The organism is Sutcliffiella sp. NC1 (assembly GCF_027594365.1).
In the GTDB taxonomy this organism is placed as follows: domain Bacteria; phylum Bacillota; class Bacilli; order Bacillales; family Bacillaceae_I; genus Sutcliffiella; species Sutcliffiella cohnii.
Genome location: NZ_CP115153.1, coordinates 4,029,929 through 4,047,928, shown reverse-complemented (window position 1 = coordinate 4,047,928; position 18,000 = coordinate 4,029,929). Strand labels below are relative to the sequence as shown.

The 18,000-nt window shown below is 36.1% G+C and carries 19 protein-coding genes and 1 riboswitch; of the genes, 12 read left to right on the top strand and 7 right to left on the bottom strand.

Translation table 11 applies throughout. The features are described from left to right. Positions 1-15: 15 nt before the first annotated feature. From O1A01_RS21135 to O1A01_RS21105, 7 genes are all read left to right on the top strand, one after another. Complete coding sequence (locus O1A01_RS21135) at positions 16-1,380, top strand: bifunctional metallophosphatase/5'-nucleotidase (protein ID WP_270064906.1); 1,365 nt, start codon at positions 16-18, stop codon at positions 1,378-1,380. A 58-nt stretch (positions 1,381-1,438) separates the two neighbouring features. Further along, positions 1,439-1,741, top strand: coding sequence for a YunC family protein (locus O1A01_RS21130; protein WP_066419589.1), 303 nt, complete (start codon positions 1,439-1,441; stop codon positions 1,739-1,741). A gap of 270 nt (positions 1,742-2,011) precedes the next feature. Beyond that, entirely contained in the window at positions 2,012-3,115 is a 1,104-nt protein-coding gene (locus tag O1A01_RS21125; RefSeq protein WP_270064905.1) for an HD-GYP domain-containing protein, read from the top strand. A gap of 68 nt (positions 3,116-3,183) precedes the next feature. Beyond that, complete coding sequence (yunB, locus tag O1A01_RS21120; protein ID WP_270064904.1) at positions 3,184-3,954, top strand: sporulation protein YunB; 771 nt, start codon at positions 3,184-3,186, stop codon at positions 3,952-3,954. Between the two features lie 69 nt (positions 3,955-4,023). Continuing rightward, positions 4,024-4,213: riboswitch (Lysine riboswitch) on the top strand. Positions 4,214-4,340: 127 nt separating this feature from the next. Further along, on the top strand, positions 4,341-5,876 hold the full coding sequence (locus O1A01_RS21115; protein WP_270064903.1) for a Na+/H+ antiporter NhaC family protein: 1,536 nt from the start codon (positions 4,341-4,343) through the stop codon (positions 5,874-5,876). A gap of 368 nt (positions 5,877-6,244) precedes the next feature. After that, positions 6,245-7,780: a sodium-dependent transporter gene (locus O1A01_RS21110; RefSeq protein ID WP_066419595.1), complete on the top strand. Its 1,536-nt coding sequence runs from the start codon at positions 6,245-6,247 to the stop codon at positions 7,778-7,780. Continuing rightward, positions 7,780-7,893 carry a methionine/alanine import family NSS transporter small subunit gene (locus O1A01_RS21105; RefSeq protein WP_270064902.1) on the top strand — a complete coding sequence of 38 codons (114 nt, stop codon included), beginning with the start codon at positions 7,780-7,782 and terminating at the stop codon, positions 7,891-7,893. The genes O1A01_RS21110 and O1A01_RS21105 overlap by 1 nt, the downstream gene beginning before the upstream one ends. A gap of 251 nt (positions 7,894-8,144) precedes the next feature. Here O1A01_RS21105 and O1A01_RS21100 read toward each other — a convergent pair whose 3' ends face one another. Continuing rightward, positions 8,145-9,101: a M23 family metallopeptidase gene (locus O1A01_RS21100; RefSeq protein ID WP_066420954.1), complete on the bottom strand. Its 957-nt coding sequence runs from the start codon at positions 9,099-9,101 to the stop codon at positions 8,145-8,147. Positions 9,102-9,344: 243 nt separating this feature from the next. Here O1A01_RS21100 and lipA point away from each other — a divergent pair, with 243 nt between their 5' ends. After that, positions 9,345-10,241, top strand: coding sequence for a lipoyl synthase (gene lipA / locus O1A01_RS21095; protein WP_066420931.1), 897 nt, complete (start codon positions 9,345-9,347; stop codon positions 10,239-10,241). Positions 10,242-10,298: 57 nt separating this feature from the next. Here lipA and O1A01_RS21090 read toward each other — a convergent pair whose 3' ends face one another. The 3 genes from O1A01_RS21090 to O1A01_RS21080 all read right to left on the bottom strand — a co-directional run bounded on the left by O1A01_RS21090 (position 10,299) and on the right by O1A01_RS21080 (position 13,431). Beyond that, positions 10,299-11,666 (bottom strand): aspartate kinase, encoded by a 1,368-nt coding sequence (locus O1A01_RS21090; protein WP_270064901.1) that lies wholly within the window; start codon positions 11,664-11,666, stop codon positions 10,299-10,301. A 202-nt stretch (positions 11,667-11,868) separates the two neighbouring features. Then, positions 11,869-12,651, bottom strand: a complete 783-nt coding sequence (locus tag O1A01_RS21085; RefSeq protein ID WP_270064900.1) for an HAD family hydrolase — start codon at positions 12,649-12,651, stop codon at positions 11,869-11,871. Positions 12,652-12,759: 108 nt separating this feature from the next. Continuing rightward, complete coding sequence (locus tag O1A01_RS21080) at positions 12,760-13,431, bottom strand: YhcN/YlaJ family sporulation lipoprotein (RefSeq protein WP_235858307.1); 672 nt, start codon at positions 13,429-13,431, stop codon at positions 12,760-12,762. Positions 13,432-13,551: 120 nt separating this feature from the next. Between O1A01_RS21080 and O1A01_RS21075 the strand changes: the two genes are divergently transcribed. Next, positions 13,552-13,833, top strand: coding sequence for a YutD family protein (locus O1A01_RS21075; protein ID WP_066420938.1), 282 nt, complete (start codon positions 13,552-13,554; stop codon positions 13,831-13,833). Between the two features lie 48 nt (positions 13,834-13,881). On the opposite strand, the gene O1A01_RS21070 is transcribed toward O1A01_RS21075, so the two are convergent. Continuing rightward, entirely contained in the window at positions 13,882-14,169 is a 288-nt protein-coding gene (locus tag O1A01_RS21070) for a cytosolic protein (RefSeq protein ID WP_066420940.1), read from the bottom strand. Positions 14,170-14,245: 76 nt separating this feature from the next. Next, positions 14,246-14,512, bottom strand: coding sequence for a DUF3055 domain-containing protein (locus O1A01_RS21065; RefSeq protein WP_066420941.1), 267 nt, complete (start codon positions 14,510-14,512; stop codon positions 14,246-14,248). A 183-nt stretch (positions 14,513-14,695) separates the two neighbouring features. Between O1A01_RS21065 and O1A01_RS21060 the strand changes: the two genes are divergently transcribed. Further along, on the top strand, positions 14,696-15,133 hold the full coding sequence (locus O1A01_RS21060) for a DUF86 domain-containing protein (RefSeq protein WP_270064899.1): 438 nt from the start codon (positions 14,696-14,698) through the stop codon (positions 15,131-15,133). A 138-nt stretch (positions 15,134-15,271) separates the two neighbouring features. Next, entirely contained in the window at positions 15,272-16,042 is a 771-nt protein-coding gene (locus O1A01_RS21055; protein WP_270064898.1) for a TIGR01457 family HAD-type hydrolase, read from the top strand. A 54-nt stretch (positions 16,043-16,096) separates the two neighbouring features. On the opposite strand, the gene O1A01_RS21050 is transcribed toward O1A01_RS21055, so the two are convergent. Further along, a complete protein-coding gene (locus O1A01_RS21050; RefSeq protein ID WP_066420955.1) occupies positions 16,097-16,579 on the bottom strand; it encodes a phosphatidylglycerophosphatase A family protein in 483 nt (160 codons plus the stop codon). Between the two features lie 231 nt (positions 16,580-16,810). Between O1A01_RS21050 and yutH the strand changes: the two genes are divergently transcribed. After that, positions 16,811-17,815, top strand: coding sequence for a spore coat putative kinase YutH (gene yutH, locus O1A01_RS21045; RefSeq protein ID WP_270064897.1), 1,005 nt, complete (start codon positions 16,811-16,813; stop codon positions 17,813-17,815). The last annotated feature ends 185 nt before the right edge of the window (positions 17,816-18,000 follow it).

Sequence of the window (18,000 nt, the reverse complement as noted above, 5' to 3'; positions counted from 1 at the left end):
CGAGGGGGTGATTAGATGAAAACGATTCGAATTTTTCATACAAATGATATACATAGCCATTTTGAAGCATATCCAAAAATTGCAACCTTCTTAAAGGATTATAGAGAAGGTAGTCCGTCCATTACGGTTGATATTGGAGATAATATGGATCGATTTCATCCAATTACCGAGGCAACGTTGGGAAAGGCTAACACAACGATGTTGAATGTATTGCAGTATGATTACGCTACAATAGGAAACAATGAAGGAATCACAATGAATTATGATGCACTTTCTAATTTATATTCTGAAGCTACTTTTCCTGTTCTGATTGGGAATTTATATGAGAAAGATGGACAAAGACCGTCATGGGTAATGCCTCATTGTATACACGTGGTTGATGGAGTAAAAATTGGATTTATCGGGATAACGGTGTTTTATGAAATGTTTTATGAGCAACTTGGATGGAAGATGGAAGATCCATACATTAGCTTAGAAAATTCGATACAACAAATAAGAGGGGAAGTAGATGCAATAATCGTCATGTCCCATTTAGGAATTACTGACGATGAAGAGTTGGCGAGGAGATTTCCTGATATAGACGTTATATTAGGTGGGCACACTCATCACGTATTGCCAACTGGAAAAGTAATCGGGAACACTTTAATTTGTGGTGCGGGCAAGCACGGTAATTATATTGGTGAAGTTCATCTACAGTTTAAAGACAAAGAGGTTAAAAAGTGGTGCGAATTGCATTCGTTAAAGGAGTTTTCACCTTCCTTGTACTTAGAAGATATGATAGATGAAATGGAGCAACAAGCAAATAGAAATTTGGAAGAAGTGGTTTCTACACTTACAGAGCCAATTATAAACAGTTGGACACAACCGACAGAGCTAACGAATCTTCTTGCAGATGCTCTGAAACAATGGTGTGAAGCTGACGTTGGAATGGTAAATGCAGGCGTTATACTAGGTGACTTACCTTCGGGAGAAGTTACAAAAGGAACGATACATAAAATTTGCCCTCATCCAATTAATCCTTGCCTCATTACAGTACGTGGAGAAGAGCTAAAAGAACTCGTATTACATGCTGCAACAGAAGAAATGGAGCAGTTTCCAATAAAAGGGCTTGGCTTCAGAGGTAAAAAAATGGGCTGTATGGTGTATAGCGGTTTACATTATACGTTCAAAACAGATCGAGCGGGTACGAGGCATATTGATCAAATTTTTATAAACGGTACTTTACTAGAAGCACATAAACAATATCGGATAGGAACGTTAGATATGTTTACGTTCGGCTATTTGTTTCCAATATTACGGAAAGCAACAAATAAAACGTATTATTTACCAGAATTGTTACGCGACGTCATAACTTGGAAACTGCAATCCAGTAATATGTAAACACAGATTATCCCTTCTCTTCATAAATTGTAGAGAGAAGGGAGTGTTATTAAATACCATGGTAGAAATGAGTCCAATCTATATAAACGGAACACCTTTCACTGCGATAACGGTTAAATTACCAAAAACGAACTTTATGGCTGTTACTTCGGATAAAGGATATATTATGTGTGGAGCATTAGATGTAGCCCTATTAAACGAAAAACTAAAAGATCGTGGTATTATTGCAGCGAGGGCAGTTGGTGTAAGAACGATTGAGCAACTGCTTGAAGCACCGTTAGAATCAGTGACATTAGAGGCAGAAAATAGAGGAATCACTGTAGGAATGGCAGGCAAAGACGCACTACTGAAAATGGTATAAAAATATCGACTACTCAAACGAAGGAAGGGATTTTTCTCTTCCTTTTTTGCATTATAAATAGTCTGCTTTTACACAGAACAAGTCCTCCCAATTAATTTTTAAACTATAAGATAATTGCCTAGTTCTAACCCCAAAAAAAGTGTACTAGGAATAAAAAGAAATTTTTTAAGAATAATTGGTGAAAATTTCATAAATAACCATGTAAATTTTCTAGAATTATATATAATGGTAGTAGAAATAAAATTTTTGTCGAATTAGATAGGAGAAATCATGAGATTATTACCTACGAAGTCAATTAAGCCAGGAATGAAACTGGCAAAGTCGATTTATAACGACAAAGGGAGGATACTATTAAGTAGTGGTATCTCGATTACAAAAAGAATGATCTCGACGCTAGAAAATCTTCACGTAACATACGTATACATAGAAGATTCTAGGACTAGTGATATTCACACACCTAGCATGATTTCAGAACCTGTAAGAAAAGAAGCAATGGAGACGATTGTTTCCACCTTTAATGAGATGAAAGATTTAACATTAAGTAAAAAATTTATGTTAGATCAATCTTCCAAAAAGTTTAGAGAGCTTATTCAAAATATTATTACCGATATGAAAAATAATGAAGAAGTAGCATCGCTATTAACGGATATTTATATACATGATAATTACGTATTTACTCATTCTTTAAACGTAACGGTTTATGCACTTTCCATTGGCTTAAAGTTAGGTCTAACTTCAAAAGAATTAGAAACGTTAGGACTCGGAGGCATTATGCACGATATTGGGAAAATGCTAATTCCGAAAGAAATTTTACATAAACCAGGAAAGTTAACGAGCGAAGAGTTTAAAATGATGAAAAGCCATACGACGAAAGGGTATGACTTATTACGTAATATGCATACAATTCCGATGTTAGTTGCTCATTGTGCGTTCCAACATCATGAAAGGTTAAACGGCAGTGGCTATCCAAGAGGATTAAAGAAGGACGATATTCATTTGTTCGGGAAAATATTAGCTGTAGCAGATGTGTTTGACGCATGTACATCTCATAGAGTGTATCGAAATGCAATGTTGCCGCATGAAGGGTTAGAAATACTATATTCGGGATCCGATAGTCTTTTTGATAAAGAAATAATAGAAGCGTTTAGAAAGTCTGTAGCGATTTATCCGAATGGATTAACGCTAGAACTAAGTGACGGTAGTAAAGGTATTGTCGTTGGTCAAAACAAAGATATGACAGAACGTCCGATTGTACGAATAATAGAAAAAGACGGTGTTCTATTAGACACTCCTTTTGATGTGAACTTAAAAAATATATTGAGCATCACGATTATAAATTGCGATTTAGAAGATCAACAAGAAGCAGTAAGCTAAAAAAATTTAGAAAGGTAGCCTATCTTAACCCAAGCTTGCATACATATAGCTTGTAAGGGGGGAAGAGTGTGGCTAAGTTTCGTAGAATGCGACCACGTAGAGGGCCATTACCATTTCGCTACGTATTTTTACTATCTTTCGTTTTCTTTATTTTTTCTACTGTTTTTGGTTTATATATCGTAAATAAAGGTATTGAGCCAGCCTTAATTCGTTATGCTGAATCACAAACACGAAGGATTAGTACGCTAGTTATTAATAACGCAATTAATAAAAAAATTGTTAACACCTTTAATCAGGATGAAAATCTTTCTGTTATGCATAACGGAGATTCTATATCTTTTAGTCCTGAATTAGTATTACGAATTCAGTCAGAGACAGTTAATGTAATTGAAAGATATTTACGAGACATCGGAAATGGTGAATTAGAAATGCTAGAGTTGCCAGATGATATTGAAATTGAAACGAGTGGCAATTCGCCAGGGATCGTTTTCCACGTTCCATTAGGGCAAGCGACGAATAATGCACTACTAGGTAATTTAGGACCGAAAATACCAGTGCGATTTTTACCGATTGGTGATGTAAATGCGAATGTTAATACAGAAGTCATTGACGTAGGAATAAATAATGCTTGGATAGAAGTTTCTATCCATATTGAAGTCCACGTACAAGTTATTATTCCGTTTTCTACTGGAATAACGACTGTGCAACAGGATGTTCCAATTATTATGCACTATGAAAAAGGGAAAGTACCAAACTTTTATCAGCATGGCGGGGGTATGATGCCACCAGTATCTGTGCCGATAGAAGAGGTGGAAGAAGTAGACGACAAGAAGGAATAAGTTTCTATTGTTTAATATAGTAACATATGTTAGAGTAATAGATAGAAAATTTTATACGCCCTTATCATACGATGAGGTAGAGGTTGCATAGCATAAGAGTAAACTACTGGAGGGTGACTCCCGTTGATAGTTGTTGAAAGGATGCTTTGCCGAAGTAAAATAGTCTGTCAAACTATTTTGCTGGGGTTATCTTGAAAAAGGATAACACTGTCATTATGTCCGGAGCGAACGGAAAACATAATGGAGGGCTACTGATCGGATGGAGGATAACATACATTACAAAGTAATGATAGTTATTTTCTATCGTTACTTTTTTATGTTCAAAGCCTTCTAAATTTGTGCCGTTTGTTTCGACAAATTACAACAATTTTAGGAGGTTTTTTATTATGGAAGGTACTATTTACTCATTAATACCACCTGTCCTTGCGATACTAATGGTTATATTAACTAGAAGAGTATTAATATCGCTTGGCGTTGGTATTCTAGCATCAGCTTTGCTATTGGCTGGATTTAATCCGATTGGGACCGTAGAAAGAATATTTCATTCCTTTTTAGCCGTTTTCACCGATCTTTGGTATGTTTATATTTTAGTATTTATTATCTTTTTAGGAATTATAACTGCGTTTATATCTGTTTCTGGCGGTAGCGTTGCATTTGGTGAGTGGGCTGCGAAAAGAATTAAATCACGTAGAGGCTCTAAGTTTTTAACGGTTATTTTAGGAATTGTTATTTTTATTGATGATTATTTTAATAGTTTAGCAGTTGGTCAAATTAGTCGTCCAATTACTGATCGTTATAAAGTATCTCGTGCGAAATTAGCTTATTTAATTGATTCCACTTCTGCTCCTATTTGTGTTATTGCTCCCATTTCTAGCTGGGGTGCTTATATTATCGCAACATTAGGTGGTATTTTCATAACGTTGAACGTAACAGAGTACACTGGGTTGAGCGCATTTATGCAAATGATTCCGATGAACTTATATGTTTTTTCTGCTCTTCTAATGGTATTTTTAGTTGCGTACTTTAACGTTAATATCGGTGCAATGAAAACTCACGAAACTCGTGCGATGGAAACAGGAGAACTAGTTGACTCAACAAAAACAATACCAGGTGAATTAACAGAAGATTTACCTGTAAGTGAAAAAGGTAAAGTAGGTAGCCTTTTATGGCCAATTATTGCTTTAATGGTTGGAGTAGTAGCAGCTATGTTCTGGACAGGATATACAGCTTCAGAAGGTGACACTTCTATTTTAGCAATATTTGAAAACACAGATCCATCAGCAGCACTATTTTATGGTGGTATATTTGCTCTAATTGTAACGTTTGTGTTATTTGCCCTACAATCATCTAAAGGTGAAGTTCAAGGGAACTTATTCGGTAAAGTAGTAGTAGCAGGAGTAAAAGCAATGTTACCTGCAGTGTATATTCTATTGTTAGCTTGGTCTATTACAGGATTAATTTCTGATCTAGAAACAGGAACGTATTTGGCTGATAGAATTCAAGAATCTAATATGAATATTGCTTGGTTACCAATCATTATTTTCTTAGTAGCAGGTTTTACAGCATTCGCAACAGGGACTTCTTGGGGAACGTTCGGACTTCTATTACCGATTGCAGCACAAATTGCAGTAGTTACGGATATAGAGTTACTATTACCAGCACTAGCAGCAGTACTAGCAGGAGCTGTGTTCGGAGACCACTGTTCACCAATATCCGATACAACTATTCTTTCATCTACTGGTGCGAATAGTAACCATATTGATCATGTTCTTACACAATTACCGTATGCGTTAATTAGTGCAGCAGTTGCAGCTGTTGGGTACATTGTATTAGGACTAACAGGTAGCACTCTACTAGGATTAGCTGTTGTGCTAGTTGCATTCATTATTATTGGATTTAGTTTTAAAGCTGTTAAGGCTTAATATATAAATATAAAAATGAAGCGTTAGAATGTAAAATTCTAACGCTTTTTTTACTATAGTTTTACTTAAAATGTATATTTCGACAAGGTTTGGAATGTAAAAATTATGATTCTTATTTAAATAAAAACATTATTTTAATATAATGTTTTTTGTGCGATTTTAAAAATAGAAGAAAAGCTAGGGTGAAATTGTAAACGTATTCATAGAAAGTTTTGCAAAATTAAAAATATTGTTTTGACATAGTCATAAAGTCTAGTTATACTATGTATAAATTATATTAAATAGTCAGAAAACAGAAAACATTCTTAATTCTGACTAAGCGCATTAATAGAAATTATACATGTAATAACAATGGGGAGGTAATTTACATGGAAAATCGTCCGCAATGGGGGACAAGAGCCGGGTTTATTTTGGCTGCTGCTGGATCAGCGATTGGTCTAGGTAATATTTGGCGTTTTCCTGCAGTAGCATATGAAAATGGAGGAGGAGCATTCTTTTTACCGTACTTATTTGCTCTATTAACAGCTGGTATTCCTCTTTTAATTTTAGAGTTTACGATGGGGCATAAATATAGAGGATCTGCTCCGTTATCTTTTGCAAGAATGAATAAGAAAACAGAATGGATTGGTTGGTGGCAAGTCGGAATTTCCTTTATTATTTCGATTTACTACGGGGCTATTATCGCATGGGCAATGTCCTACTCTGTTTTCTCGTTTAATTTAAATTGGGGGAACGACACTGCTGGTTTCTTATTCGGAGACTATTTAAACATAACGGATCCAGGTAAGTTTGACGGGTTTGTTCCTGGCGTACTACTTCCGTTAATTTTAGTTTGGGTTATTGCACTAGGGGTTCTATATAGAGGAGTTAAACGTGGTATTGAGCTTGCGAATAAAATATTTATTCCAGCCTTATTAGTTTTGTTTTTAATTATCGTCGTCCGTGCGCTTACGCTAGAAGGTGCTGTGGACGGTTTAAATGCATTCTTTAAACCTGATTGGTCAGCTATTTCAAGCGGTAAAGTTTGGGTAGCCGCCTATGGGCAAATTTTCTTTAGTTTATCGATTGCCTTTGCTATTATGATCACTTATTCCAGTTATCTACCTAAAAAATCTGATATTACAAACAATGCCTTTATTACTGGTTTTGCTAACTCCAGTTTTGAGTTATTAGCCGGTATTGGAGTTTTCAGTATTTTAGGATTTATGGCTATGCAACAAGGTGAGGCAGTTTCAGATGTAGTTAGTGCAGGTGTTGGGCTTGCATTCGTTGTTTTCCCAGCGGTAATCAATGAGTTACCTGCATTAAATGGGCTATTTGGGTTCTTATTCTTCGGATCATTAGTGTTAGCCGGCTTATCATCCTTAATCTCGATTATCGAAACGTATATAGCTGGTTTACAAGATAAGTTTAAAATTTCCCGTTCTAAAGCAGTTATTTTCGGGGGAGGATTTGCAGCAATTGTTTCCTTAATGTTTGCAACAAGAGGTGGTCTATGGTTCTTAGACGTAATGGACTACTTCATTAACAGCTTCGGTGTAGCTCTTGCGGGGCTTGTGCAAGTTATCGTTGTTGTATGGTTTGCGAAAGAGCTTAAATCACTACAAGCACATGCAAACTCTGTTTCCGATATTAAACTAACTGGTTTACTTGGTGGATGGTGGAAGATTTCTTTAGCATTTATCACACCAGCTGTTCTTGGATACATGATGATTGATAATATTAGAACAAATATTAGCGAAGTTTACGGTGCTGGTGATGGGATCTCAAGAGCGTTTACGGTTCAATATGGATGGGCTGTTGCTATTGGTGTCATTGTACTAGGATTCTTACTAACGCTTGTCAAATGGAAAAAAGACACGGTAGAAGTTCCGCAATCTTCATCAAAGGAGGTCTCTAAATAATGGGTGCAAGTTCAGTTGTGATGATGTTATTAGGGATGGCAATTGTTTGGGGAGGCCTAGCATTTAGTATTACTTGGGCCGTCAAAAAAGCAAAAGAGAGTAACGAAGGATAAAATAATGAACGAGAGAAGTAGTGATTGCTATTTCTCTCGTTTTTTATTGTTTAGCGGAATTTTGTTTTGGTACGCAAGCCGCCTCCGCTTTTCTGATTGTCTAGCTTCGGCGGCTAGGTCCGGCTCAAACTTCACTTTTCCTCCGTACGATAAGTCATCATCGACTCGCTATCGCTCGCCGTGATTCCTTTATCTCCTGCGGAAAAGCTCCAGTTTGATTGGACCTGAACGAGCCGCCTCCGCTTTTCTAATCACCTTTTTCTTTTTTCGGCTCTTTCTGTTCTTTCCCACGATTTTAGATGTGGAAATGGGTCAAATGACCATTCGTTATATCCGTTGTCTTTATACATGCCATAATGTAAGTGTGGAGGGAATTTGCCAGAAGTTCCTGGAGGGCCGTATCCAGAGCTACCAACAGACCCAATCATTTGCCCAGGCTCTACAACTTGTCCGATTTCTAAATCTTTTGCAAAGCCATTTAAGTGAGCGAAATAATGATAAGTATTGTTCACATCTCGGATTCCGATTCGCCATCCACCAAATTTGTTCCAACCTTTCATTTCTATAACTCCGTAACATGTTGAACGAACAGGAACACCGTAGTTTGCAAAAATATCTGTTCCTTCATGCATTCTTCTACCGCCCCAGCCTCTAGCGTCTCCCCACGTATTTCGATAACTATAGTTCGCGTGCAGAGGAAGCGGGAAAACATGTTTATCAAGTTTAATCGAATCGAACACTTTAAATAACTTAGCATGTCCCATAATGAGAGCTACTGTTTTATCACGTTTGTAATAATCCCATAAAGCAATCTTTAAATTTTCCTCATCGGTTCCGTATGATTGAAGGTAATTAGCAAACGAATATAGTAAGTCTTCATCATCATTAAGATCTGCTTTTCCGTCTCCGTTCCCATCCTGACCTATACCATTAAAAAATTGAATCGTAGCAGGGTGAATATCCTCGCTATTTGGATTTAAAGGACCTGCCCATATTTCAGGTTTAATATAAATGCCGATAATGGACGTTTGTTTCGGTATGTCTTTTCTAACTCTTCTAACGTTTCGTTCATATTGGTCTACTCCCGCAAAATAGTACCATGGAATCTGTGTAACAGCTTCCATCTTTGCATACAATTCAAATCGTTTTTGATACATTTCATCTTCACTTAACGTTTCTTGAGCGAAGGAAGGAGAAAGGGGGAGCATTAATAATAAGAGCAAGATTGGAATAAGTCGTTTCAATTTTGCTTCTCCTTTCTGAAGACACTTATTTTTTCCTCTTTACTATGTTTAGTTTGTGGTGCTTTTCTAATTTAATAAATACTAATTGTTGGAAGTTGTTTTGGAGGATTAATTTTACTTGTTTCTCATGAGTTTGTTTGATAAAGTGACATTAGTTAAGCTAGATTAATCGGTCTAATAATGGAAATAAATATTGGAGTTGAGAAAATGGCTAAAAAAGAAGAATACATACGAAAGCCGGAATGGTTAAAAATTAAATTAAATACGAATGAAAATTATACAGGCTTAAAAAAGTTAATGCGTGAGCGTAACCTTCATACTGTATGTGAAGAAGCTAAATGTCCGAACATTCATGAATGCTGGGCAGTTCGTCGGACTGCAACGTTTATGATTCTTGGAGCAGTTTGCACACGAGCTTGTCGTTTTTGTGCTGTAAAGACTGGTTTACCAAATGAGCTTGACTTACAAGAGCCAGAAAGAGTAGCTGAGTCGGTAAGGCTTATGAACTTAAAGCATGCTGTAATTACTGCAGTTGCCCGTGATGACTTAAAGGACGGTGGAGCTGCTGTATTTGCTGAAACAGTTCGCGCAGTTCGTCGTGAAAATCCATTTACAACAATTGAAGTTTTACCATCAGATATGGGTGGTGTATATGATAATTTAAAAATGTTAATGGACGCACGACCAGACATTTTAAACCATAACATTGAAACTGTTCGTTCATTAACTCCGCGAGTTCGAGCTCGTGCAACGTATGACCGCTCCTTGCAGTTTTTAAAAAGAGCTAAAGAAATGCAGCCAGATATTCCGACGAAGTCAAGTTTAATGATTGGTTTAGGTGAAACAAAAGAGGAAATCATTGAAACAATGGATGATCTTCGTGCAAACGATGTAGATATTATGACAATCGGCCAATATTTACAGCCATCTAAAAAGCATTTAAAAGTGCAAAAGTACTACCATCCAGACGAGTTTGCCGAACTACGTGAAATTGCAATGTCAAAAGGATTTAGCCACGTAGAGGCAGGACCTTTAGTTCGTTCTTCTTATCATGCAGATGAACAAGTAAACGAAGCGGCAAAAGCTAGACAAGCGAACGCTTAAACGAAAAAGGCTGTCTGTAAAGTCATCTTGACCTCACAGGCAGCCTTTATTATTTTTTTAAGAATAAACGTTCACTTTAGAGAAGAATTCATCATATAATTCGCGAAGAATCACATGTTCTTTTTCTTGTAATACACCAAAAACGATGCTCACCTCGGAAGACCCTTGGTTAATCATTTCGATATTTGCTCCAGTACGAGATATAGCCGTAGCTGCTCTTGCGGCAAGCCCAGTTGAGTTGTTCATTCCTTCCCCTACTAAAACAATCATGGAAAATCCGTGACGAAAATAAGCTTCCTCCGCATCAAGTTCGTTTACAATTCTTTGTACAATTCTTTCCTCTTTTTCTTTGTTTAATTGATGACTTCTAATAATGATGGAAATATCATCTAGGCCAGAAGGGGTATGCTCGTAAGAAATGTATTCTTCTTCTAATATTTGTAGAAGTTTTCTTCCGAAACCAAGTTCACGGTTCATTAAATACTTACTAACATACAATGTGGAGAATCCGCTATCAGCTGTTATTCCTGTGATGGGTCCTTTATTTTTCTTCCTCTCCGCTACAATAAAAGTACCAGCTGCTAGTGGGTTATTTGTGTTTTTTATATTAACAGGAATTTGTTCTTTATATACCGGCATAAGGGCTTCATCATGAAAAACAGAAAAGCCAGCATAAGAAAGTTCGCGCATTTCCCGATATGTAATTTCTTCTATTTCCATCGGGCTATTCACTACTTTAGGATTTGCAGAAAAAACGCAGTCAACATCCGTAAAGTTTTCATACACGGAAGCATTCACTGCAGCTGCTAAAATCGAGCCAGTAATATCAGATCCACCACGATTAAAAGTACGTAACAAACCACTCTTTGTAAAACCGAAAAAACCGGGGAAGACGATAATTTTTTCTGAATGCTGTAACTCACTTAATTTGTTATAAGCTTCTTCTGTTGCTTGCGTAGGTTGAGGGAAATCAGTAACGATAAGTCCAGCCTCTTTAGGGTTCATATATTGTGCTGGTAGTCCGATGTTGTTAAAGTATGCTGCGATTAGCTTGGCGTTATTATCTTCTCCAGCGGCCTTTAATTGGTCAATAAATTGGTCTTTAGTAAGATGAGTATCTTCCAATCGACGACTTAAATCATTTGAAATGGATTCCACTATTTCTCTTCCTACAAATAGTTCTTCTGCAATCATTTTATAGCGAGCGATGATTTGATTCTGTAGCGCAATAGTATCTTTTTGTTCTAAAGCTTGTTCAGCGAGGTTAATAAGTAAATCTGTTATTTTAATATCTTCATTAGACCTTTTTCCTGGTGCTGAGACTACGATGATTTTTCTAGAAGGGTCAGCTTTTACGATGGATGCAATTTTATTAATTTGTTCTGCACTTGCAACAGAAGTGCCACCAAATTTGCTTACTTTCATGTAAGTATCCCCTTTTTGTTTGAGTTGTATTTCCTATAAAGACAAATGATTGTTTACAGTGTACATATTTTTGCGTAAATCGTCAATACATTCTTTCTGCTTCCCTAAAAAACAATTTTTATACTGAATAACGATCTGTTCCTCATATAAAAAAAGCCTCCGCCAACAACTGGTAGAGGGTAATTGCTATGAAAGTATCCATTTACTCATTTATTATTGGTAAAATCCCATTTAGTCCTTTTACTGTGTAAGTCGGAGTGATATGTTCAGGTGCCTCCATATTATGATGGTTAATCCAAATTGTATCAATTCCGATTTCATTTGCACCAAGTATGTCTGTTTTTAAGTTGTCGCCAACCATCCATACTTCTGTTGGTGATAGTCCAGTACGTTGTAATGCTGTCTGAAAAACGAGGCTATTCGGTTTTCCTTCCCCAAATTCTCCTGAAATTATAATATGATCGAAGTAAGGGCGGAGTTGAGGAGTTAATGAAAGCTTCATATTTTGTAAACTAGGAGCACCGTTTGTAATTAGAACTAGAGAATATGTATTTTTTAAAGCATCTAATACAGGAAATGTGTCTTCATAAACAAAAGGATGTTTTATTCGTTCTTTTATAAATCGGTTAGCTAAATTTTTAGCGAGCCTACTATCATCCACTCCAACTTTTTGAAGTCCGTTATACCAAGCTTGATGCTGGTACTCACGGATTATTTTGTTTAGTGCTGGAAAGGAAAAAGTACCGTCATCAAAAGTCCCCCATAGCCCTTCAAATGGATTGATCCCAATTAGTAACGTAAATGGTCTTGTTTCGTAACTGTCGTATAGTTTCGTTGCCTCATCACGCACAGCTTTTTCTAATTCTTCAACATTCACAATTACTTGTTCGGCTGCGTATTCGCATGTTTTTAAAAATGCGGTTTGAACACTTCGAATATCCCATAGCAGAGTATCGTCTAAATCAAAGAAAACAGCTTTTTTCATCTCTATCCCTCCTATCTTTACTTTAACGTAATGAAGATAGATGAGGAAGAGAATTTTTTTGAAAAAAAGACGGCACTAACACGAAAAGTTAAGTACCGTCTAGTTTTACTATCGATTATTATTATCTTGGTTGTAGTTTTCATCTAATTCATCGTTGTTTCCTCCGATGAATTCACCATTTGCATTTTCACCTTTGTTCAACTGATATCCTTGGGGAGATTCGAGCATCTCTTTAATCGTATATTCAAGGACCGCATCAACGTTTGGACTATCGGTTGTTAAAAGTCCAAATCGTTCTATTTCGCGTATCATTCGTGGGTTATCGGAAACGTACACGTGATAATATCTTGGAACGACGGAAAGGGCTGATTTACTAACCATATCAGCAGTGTCCTTTCGGTCATTACTATCTGTTTGGTATGCAATTAACACTTCTTCATCCGTTACTACAGTAGCAACGTCTAAAATATTTGGTAAAGTAGTTAGCATTTTACTAATAGCGTTAGCGGTTTGTTCGTAATCCATTGTCGGCATTCCTTCTAGTTGCTCATTAACATTACCGTTAGGATTTCTTTGTTCACGAACATACCCAAACTGACGACCGTTGTTTTGATTGTTCACGTTTGTTGCATTGTTGTTTAAATCGTTTCGATCATACACATTTAACGTTGTTCCGCCGTTATTACCGTGGAACATCCCAGCTCGCTCATTCGGTGATAGATCAGCTTGACATGCAGTTGAAAAAGCTGTGATTCCACATAAACTTAGCACTGTTAACATTTTTCGCAATGCAAACACCCCCTTATATATAAGTTTCACCATTAAACTTTTGTTTTTATCATAGTAATTCATGGAGAATCGTCTATAATGTAGGTAAGGAAAGAAATGGAGGAAGGCTTTATGATATGTATTGGTAATTATTGTTATGAGGTCATCGAAGAATTTCGCAACGGTTTTAATGAAGAGGCCTTTAAAAATAGATACGTTGAATTATTAAATAAGTACGATTATATCGTAGGTGATTGGGGATATAACCAATTAAGACTGAAGGGATTTTTCGAAGACTCTAACCCGAAAGCAACACACGATACGAAAATAAGTACGCTTTCTGACTATCTATATGAGTATTGCAACTTCGGTTGTCCATATTTTGTTGCAAAAAGGACAAAGAAACAGGTGTAACAGTAAACCCTATTCCATAAGCAAAAAGTGGAATAGGGTTTTCATATTTCAGTCATCAATACTTTCGTAAGGCGGCTGTTCATTTTCATTCGGATCGTCATGAGGCGGATGGGCTAACACGTCTTGGCGTGGTAAGCCTTGGTGTAATGTTTTATTTTCATAATTAAACGCACTATAATAACGTTGTCCTTCTTTCCAAGGCGTACTTTTATTTTCTACTGGAGTATCTTTTCCCCGAGGAGACCCGTATGGACCTTCAGGTAACGTTTCCGGTGCTAAATAATTTTTCATCGTTTCCACATTAGAAAAGTCGGTATATTTTTCTTTATCACTCATTACGTTCCACTTCCTTTTACAAAGCACTTTCCTTTATTATTTCCGAATGAATGAAAAAAAACCTACAAAAGTAGGCTTAAACAACTTCATATAGAAAAGATTTTAATTCCTCGGCATCTTCTTCACTTAAGTTAAAAGCATGTTCTATGTAACCAGGCTCGTCTAAATCATCATGACCAATAATGGCAAATTTATTTCCTTGTATGTTTAAAACTAGCGACTTTCCGTAATAACGGTCAGATTTTACTATTGCTAAATCAAACCTTGTGTTCTCGCCCATAAAGCTAACAAAACGGGTATCTGTTTTTACTGTATCGTCATATAAAAAGAAACGTTCACTCATTATAAATTCCCTCCTCTTCATTCTCCCATAGTATAGCATAAATGCTTGTGTGTAATTTGCAAAAAAGTTTAAAGTATAGATTCAACCAAAAAAAATACAGCTTGTTTAAAGCTTTTATAATTTGTGATAAGCTAAAAGGAGTTATTATTACATATATTATTTGGAAAGAAAGGAGTACTGTTTATGTACTTTGTTGATCGCCAAAAAATTGAAAGAACGTTACAATATATTGAAAAAAATATGGGGATCTTTTCAAATCAATCTTCATGGGAAACGGAAATAGAAAAGAAAGCGTTAGAACGAATTGCCGTTTCGTGTATAGAAGGAATTTTAGATACAGGTAATGCAATGATTGATGGTTTTATTATGCGTGACCCTGGGAGCTACGAAGATATTATTGATATTTTAGAGGATGAAAAAGTAGTAGTCACACAAGAAGCTAATAACTTAAAAGAAATCATTCGTTTGCGTAAAATGTTAGTACAAGATTATTTAGAAATTAATGATACAACGGTGCTATCGACTTTAACAACATATAAAGATACAATATTAAGCTTTTGTCACTCCACGAGAACTTATTTAGTGAAAGAGTTAGGGCCAGTTACTGCATTTAAAAATTAATATGATTGATCGAATTTGCCTTCCTAGATGAAGGCGTTTTCTTTTTTGTTCTTATATTTTTACTGTTATTAAATAATGTTGGAAGTTATTTGTTTTGGCTACAATAAGGAATGATTCAAAATAATGGAGAGTGGAAAAATGAAAAAATACGCTGGGTACTTAATTGATTTAGATGGAACAATGTACCGTGGAAAAGAGCGAATAGATGAAGCGAAGGATTTCGTCATACGTTTAAAGGAAGAAAATATACCGTACTTATTTGTAACGAATAATTCGTCAAGGACACCTCAACAAGTCGCAGAAAAACTGAGAAATTTTGATATTCCTACAACAAATGAACAAGTATTTACTACTAGTAATGCAACAGCAAATTACCTTTATGATTGGAACCCTAACGCTAAAATTTACGTGATTGGGGAGGAAGGAATTCGAACCGCACTTATGGAGAAAGGATTTGAAATCGTTGAAACTGATGCAGATGCCGTCGTATGTGGTATTGACCGAACGATTACGTATGATAAGCTTGCGCTAGGGGCGTTAAACATTCGAAATGGAGCTCGCTTTATTTCAACGAATAGTGATATTGCTATACCTACCGAAAGGGGATTGTTACCTGGAAATGGTTCTTTAACATCCGTTCTAACGGTTTCAACAGAAACAAAGCCAACATTTGTCGGAAAGCCTGAAAAGATCATTATGGAACAAGCATTAAAAGTATTAGGGATAAACAGAGAAGATGTACTTATGATTGGTGATAATTACAATACCGATATTAAAGCAGGAATGAATGCTGGAATCGATACTTTATTAGTACATACAGGTGTTACGACGAAAGCTCATTTAGAAACATATAAGGAGCAACCTACTTATACAATTACCTCGTTAGAAGAGTGGGTGGAAAAAATATAATAAGAAAAAAGTTGGCGCACTTTTGGAAGCCAACTTTTTTCTATTAATAAAAATTCACTCCGTATTTGCTGCTCGATGGGCAAGGCGACTAGACGCTGCAGCAGCGATAGCACCGACAATGTCGTCTAAAAACGTATGACACTTTTCACCATCTTTATCATTTAAACTTTTTAAAATACCAGGTTTTTTCTTATCGATATACCCATAGTTCGTAAATCCGATGGATCCATAAACGTTAACGATAGAAAGAGCTAGCACTTCATCAACACCGTAAAGTCCTTCATCAGATTTTAAAATAGATTGAAGAGGCTCTTGAAGTTTTCCTTGCTCTGCTAAAATGTCTAGTTCAATCCCAGTAATAACCGTGTTTTGAACTTCTCTTTTCGATAATACACGATCCACATTTTCTAAACAGTCTGACATGCGTAAATCATCATGATAAGCAGATTGAAGATAATGTACTAGCTCTGCAATATCGTTTAACGTAACACCACGTTCTTCTAATAGTTGTCTAGCCTTTTTCTCAACCTCATCCATTTTTTCTAGCGGTTTCAAACGAATCACCTATCTCTCTTTTTATATATCAGTTGCTAGGTACTCTATAAATAGTTCTCTATTCATAATTTCCCCATTCCTTTAGTTTATTCAACTTTGTATTCCTTTTTTCCTTCTTTCATTTATGAAGAGTTATCTTCTTACCTTTTCCCTAAAGAAGTTCATTTCTAACATTTTTCACACATATAAATAAGGTTAGGGGGAGGGAATAGGATGAAACATGCTATATATGATCAATATGGAATTAGAATGGAGCGAAAAATTTCCTTTCGATATTACGATGCCTTTTGGGCAAATCGTGTATTATACGTAGTCACTCCTGTAAGTCATTTGGAACAAGATGAACTGAAAGAATTACAAGCATTAAGCGAATTTATGATACACCGTCAGAAGGACATTTACGTAAGCTCATTTGTGAAAAATAAACAGAACGAATTTTGCTGTGAAATAGAGGGGAAAAATATTGCGATCTTCCGAATACCGTATCAAAATGAGGCGACACGCAACCTTCCGTTAGGGAGTGACCTTGCGACGTTTCATACACGTAGTCGAAGCTATCCGGCGAAAGTTACGGCTATTAATCGAATTGGTCAGTGGAAGAGCTTATGGGAAAAGCGGATAGACCAAATGGAAAGCTATTATTATCAAAAAGTACGTAGTAATCCAACAGATTTGTTTGATCAATTATTTGTAGAATCTTTTCCTTACTATTTAGGGTTAGCGGAAAATGCCATCCAATATTTAGTTGATGCTGAAATGGATGATCGTCCACAACCGATTGACGCTGCTGCAATTTGTCATCAACGATTTTCTACAAATTCGTGGCAACAACAACAATATGCAAAATTGCCGATTGATTGGGTGATGGATCATGCTAGCCGTGATTTAGCGGAATGGATACGAACAGAATGTATGACGAGTACACGCTCTATACCAAATACCGTTCAACATTTTATTCGGGAATATGAAAGTGTAGCAAGACTATCTAGTTTTTCATGGCGCTTATTGTATGCACGGCTAATTTTTCCAATCCACTACTTAGAATGCATCGAAAATTATTACACTGTTGGCCATACAGGAAATAAACGAGCTCATGAAGACCATTTAAAGGAAGTGCTCAATCGTTCGGATTATTATGAACAATTTCTTCATTCCTTTTTTGATATATCAAAAGTTCCAACTAGAGCTTTAAAAATTCCAGTTTTGGATTGGATTTAACAAGCAGAAAGCGTCTACTTTCTATACAGTATGTGATACTATTAGATTAGGTGTTTAATATTATATTAGTGTAATTGTCCGTAAATTCCCATCCTAACTATCCAAGTGAAAATAATGTTGGGGTGGGAGCTAACGTACGCTAACACTTCGATTTAGTTTCACATTAATTATTTTCACATAATGAA

Excerpts from the sequence above, each read along its gene's own strand:
- O1A01_RS21135 (WP_270064906.1), top strand. The coding sequence starts at position 16 with ATGAAAACGATTCGAATTTTTCATACAAATGATATACATAGCCATTTT.
- O1A01_RS21130 (WP_066419589.1), top strand. The coding sequence starts at position 1,439 with ATGGTAGAAATGAGTCCAATCTATATAAACGGAACACCTTTCACTGCG.
- O1A01_RS21125 (WP_270064905.1), top strand. The coding sequence starts at position 2,012 with ATGAGATTATTACCTACGAAGTCAATTAAGCCAGGAATGAAACTGGCA.
- O1A01_RS21115 (WP_270064903.1), top strand. The coding sequence starts at position 4,341 with ATGGAAGGTACTATTTACTCATTAATACCACCTGTCCTTGCGATACTA.
- O1A01_RS21110 (WP_066419595.1), top strand. The coding sequence starts at position 6,245 with ATGGAAAATCGTCCGCAATGGGGGACAAGAGCCGGGTTTATTTTGGCT.
- O1A01_RS21105 (WP_270064902.1), top strand. The coding sequence starts at position 7,780 with ATGGGTGCAAGTTCAGTTGTGATGATGTTATTAGGGATGGCAATTGTT.
- O1A01_RS21100 (WP_066420954.1), bottom strand. The coding sequence starts at position 9,101 with ATGCTCCCCCTTTCTCCTTCCTTCGCTCAAGAAACGTTAAGTGAAGAT.
- lipA (WP_066420931.1), top strand. The coding sequence starts at position 9,345 with ATGGCTAAAAAAGAAGAATACATACGAAAGCCGGAATGGTTAAAAATT.
- O1A01_RS21090 (WP_270064901.1), bottom strand. The coding sequence starts at position 11,666 with ATGAAAGTAAGCAAATTTGGTGGCACTTCTGTTGCAAGTGCAGAACAA.
- O1A01_RS21085 (WP_270064900.1), bottom strand. The coding sequence starts at position 12,651 with ATGAAAAAAGCTGTTTTCTTTGATTTAGACGATACTCTGCTATGGGAT.
- O1A01_RS21080 (WP_235858307.1), bottom strand. The coding sequence starts at position 13,431 with ATGTTAACAGTGCTAAGTTTATGTGGAATCACAGCTTTTTCAACTGCA.
- O1A01_RS21075 (WP_066420938.1), top strand. The coding sequence starts at position 13,552 with ATGATATGTATTGGTAATTATTGTTATGAGGTCATCGAAGAATTTCGC.
- O1A01_RS21070 (WP_066420940.1), bottom strand. The coding sequence starts at position 14,169 with ATGAGTGATAAAGAAAAATATACCGACTTTTCTAATGTGGAAACGATG.
- O1A01_RS21065 (WP_066420941.1), bottom strand. The coding sequence starts at position 14,512 with ATGAGTGAACGTTTCTTTTTATATGACGATACAGTAAAAACAGATACC.
- O1A01_RS21060 (WP_270064899.1), top strand. The coding sequence starts at position 14,696 with ATGTACTTTGTTGATCGCCAAAAAATTGAAAGAACGTTACAATATATT.
- O1A01_RS21055 (WP_270064898.1), top strand. The coding sequence starts at position 15,272 with ATGAAAAAATACGCTGGGTACTTAATTGATTTAGATGGAACAATGTAC.
- O1A01_RS21050 (WP_066420955.1), bottom strand. The coding sequence starts at position 16,579 with ATGGATGAGGTTGAGAAAAAGGCTAGACAACTATTAGAAGAACGTGGT.
- yutH (WP_270064897.1), top strand. The coding sequence starts at position 16,811 with ATGAAACATGCTATATATGATCAATATGGAATTAGAATGGAGCGAAAA.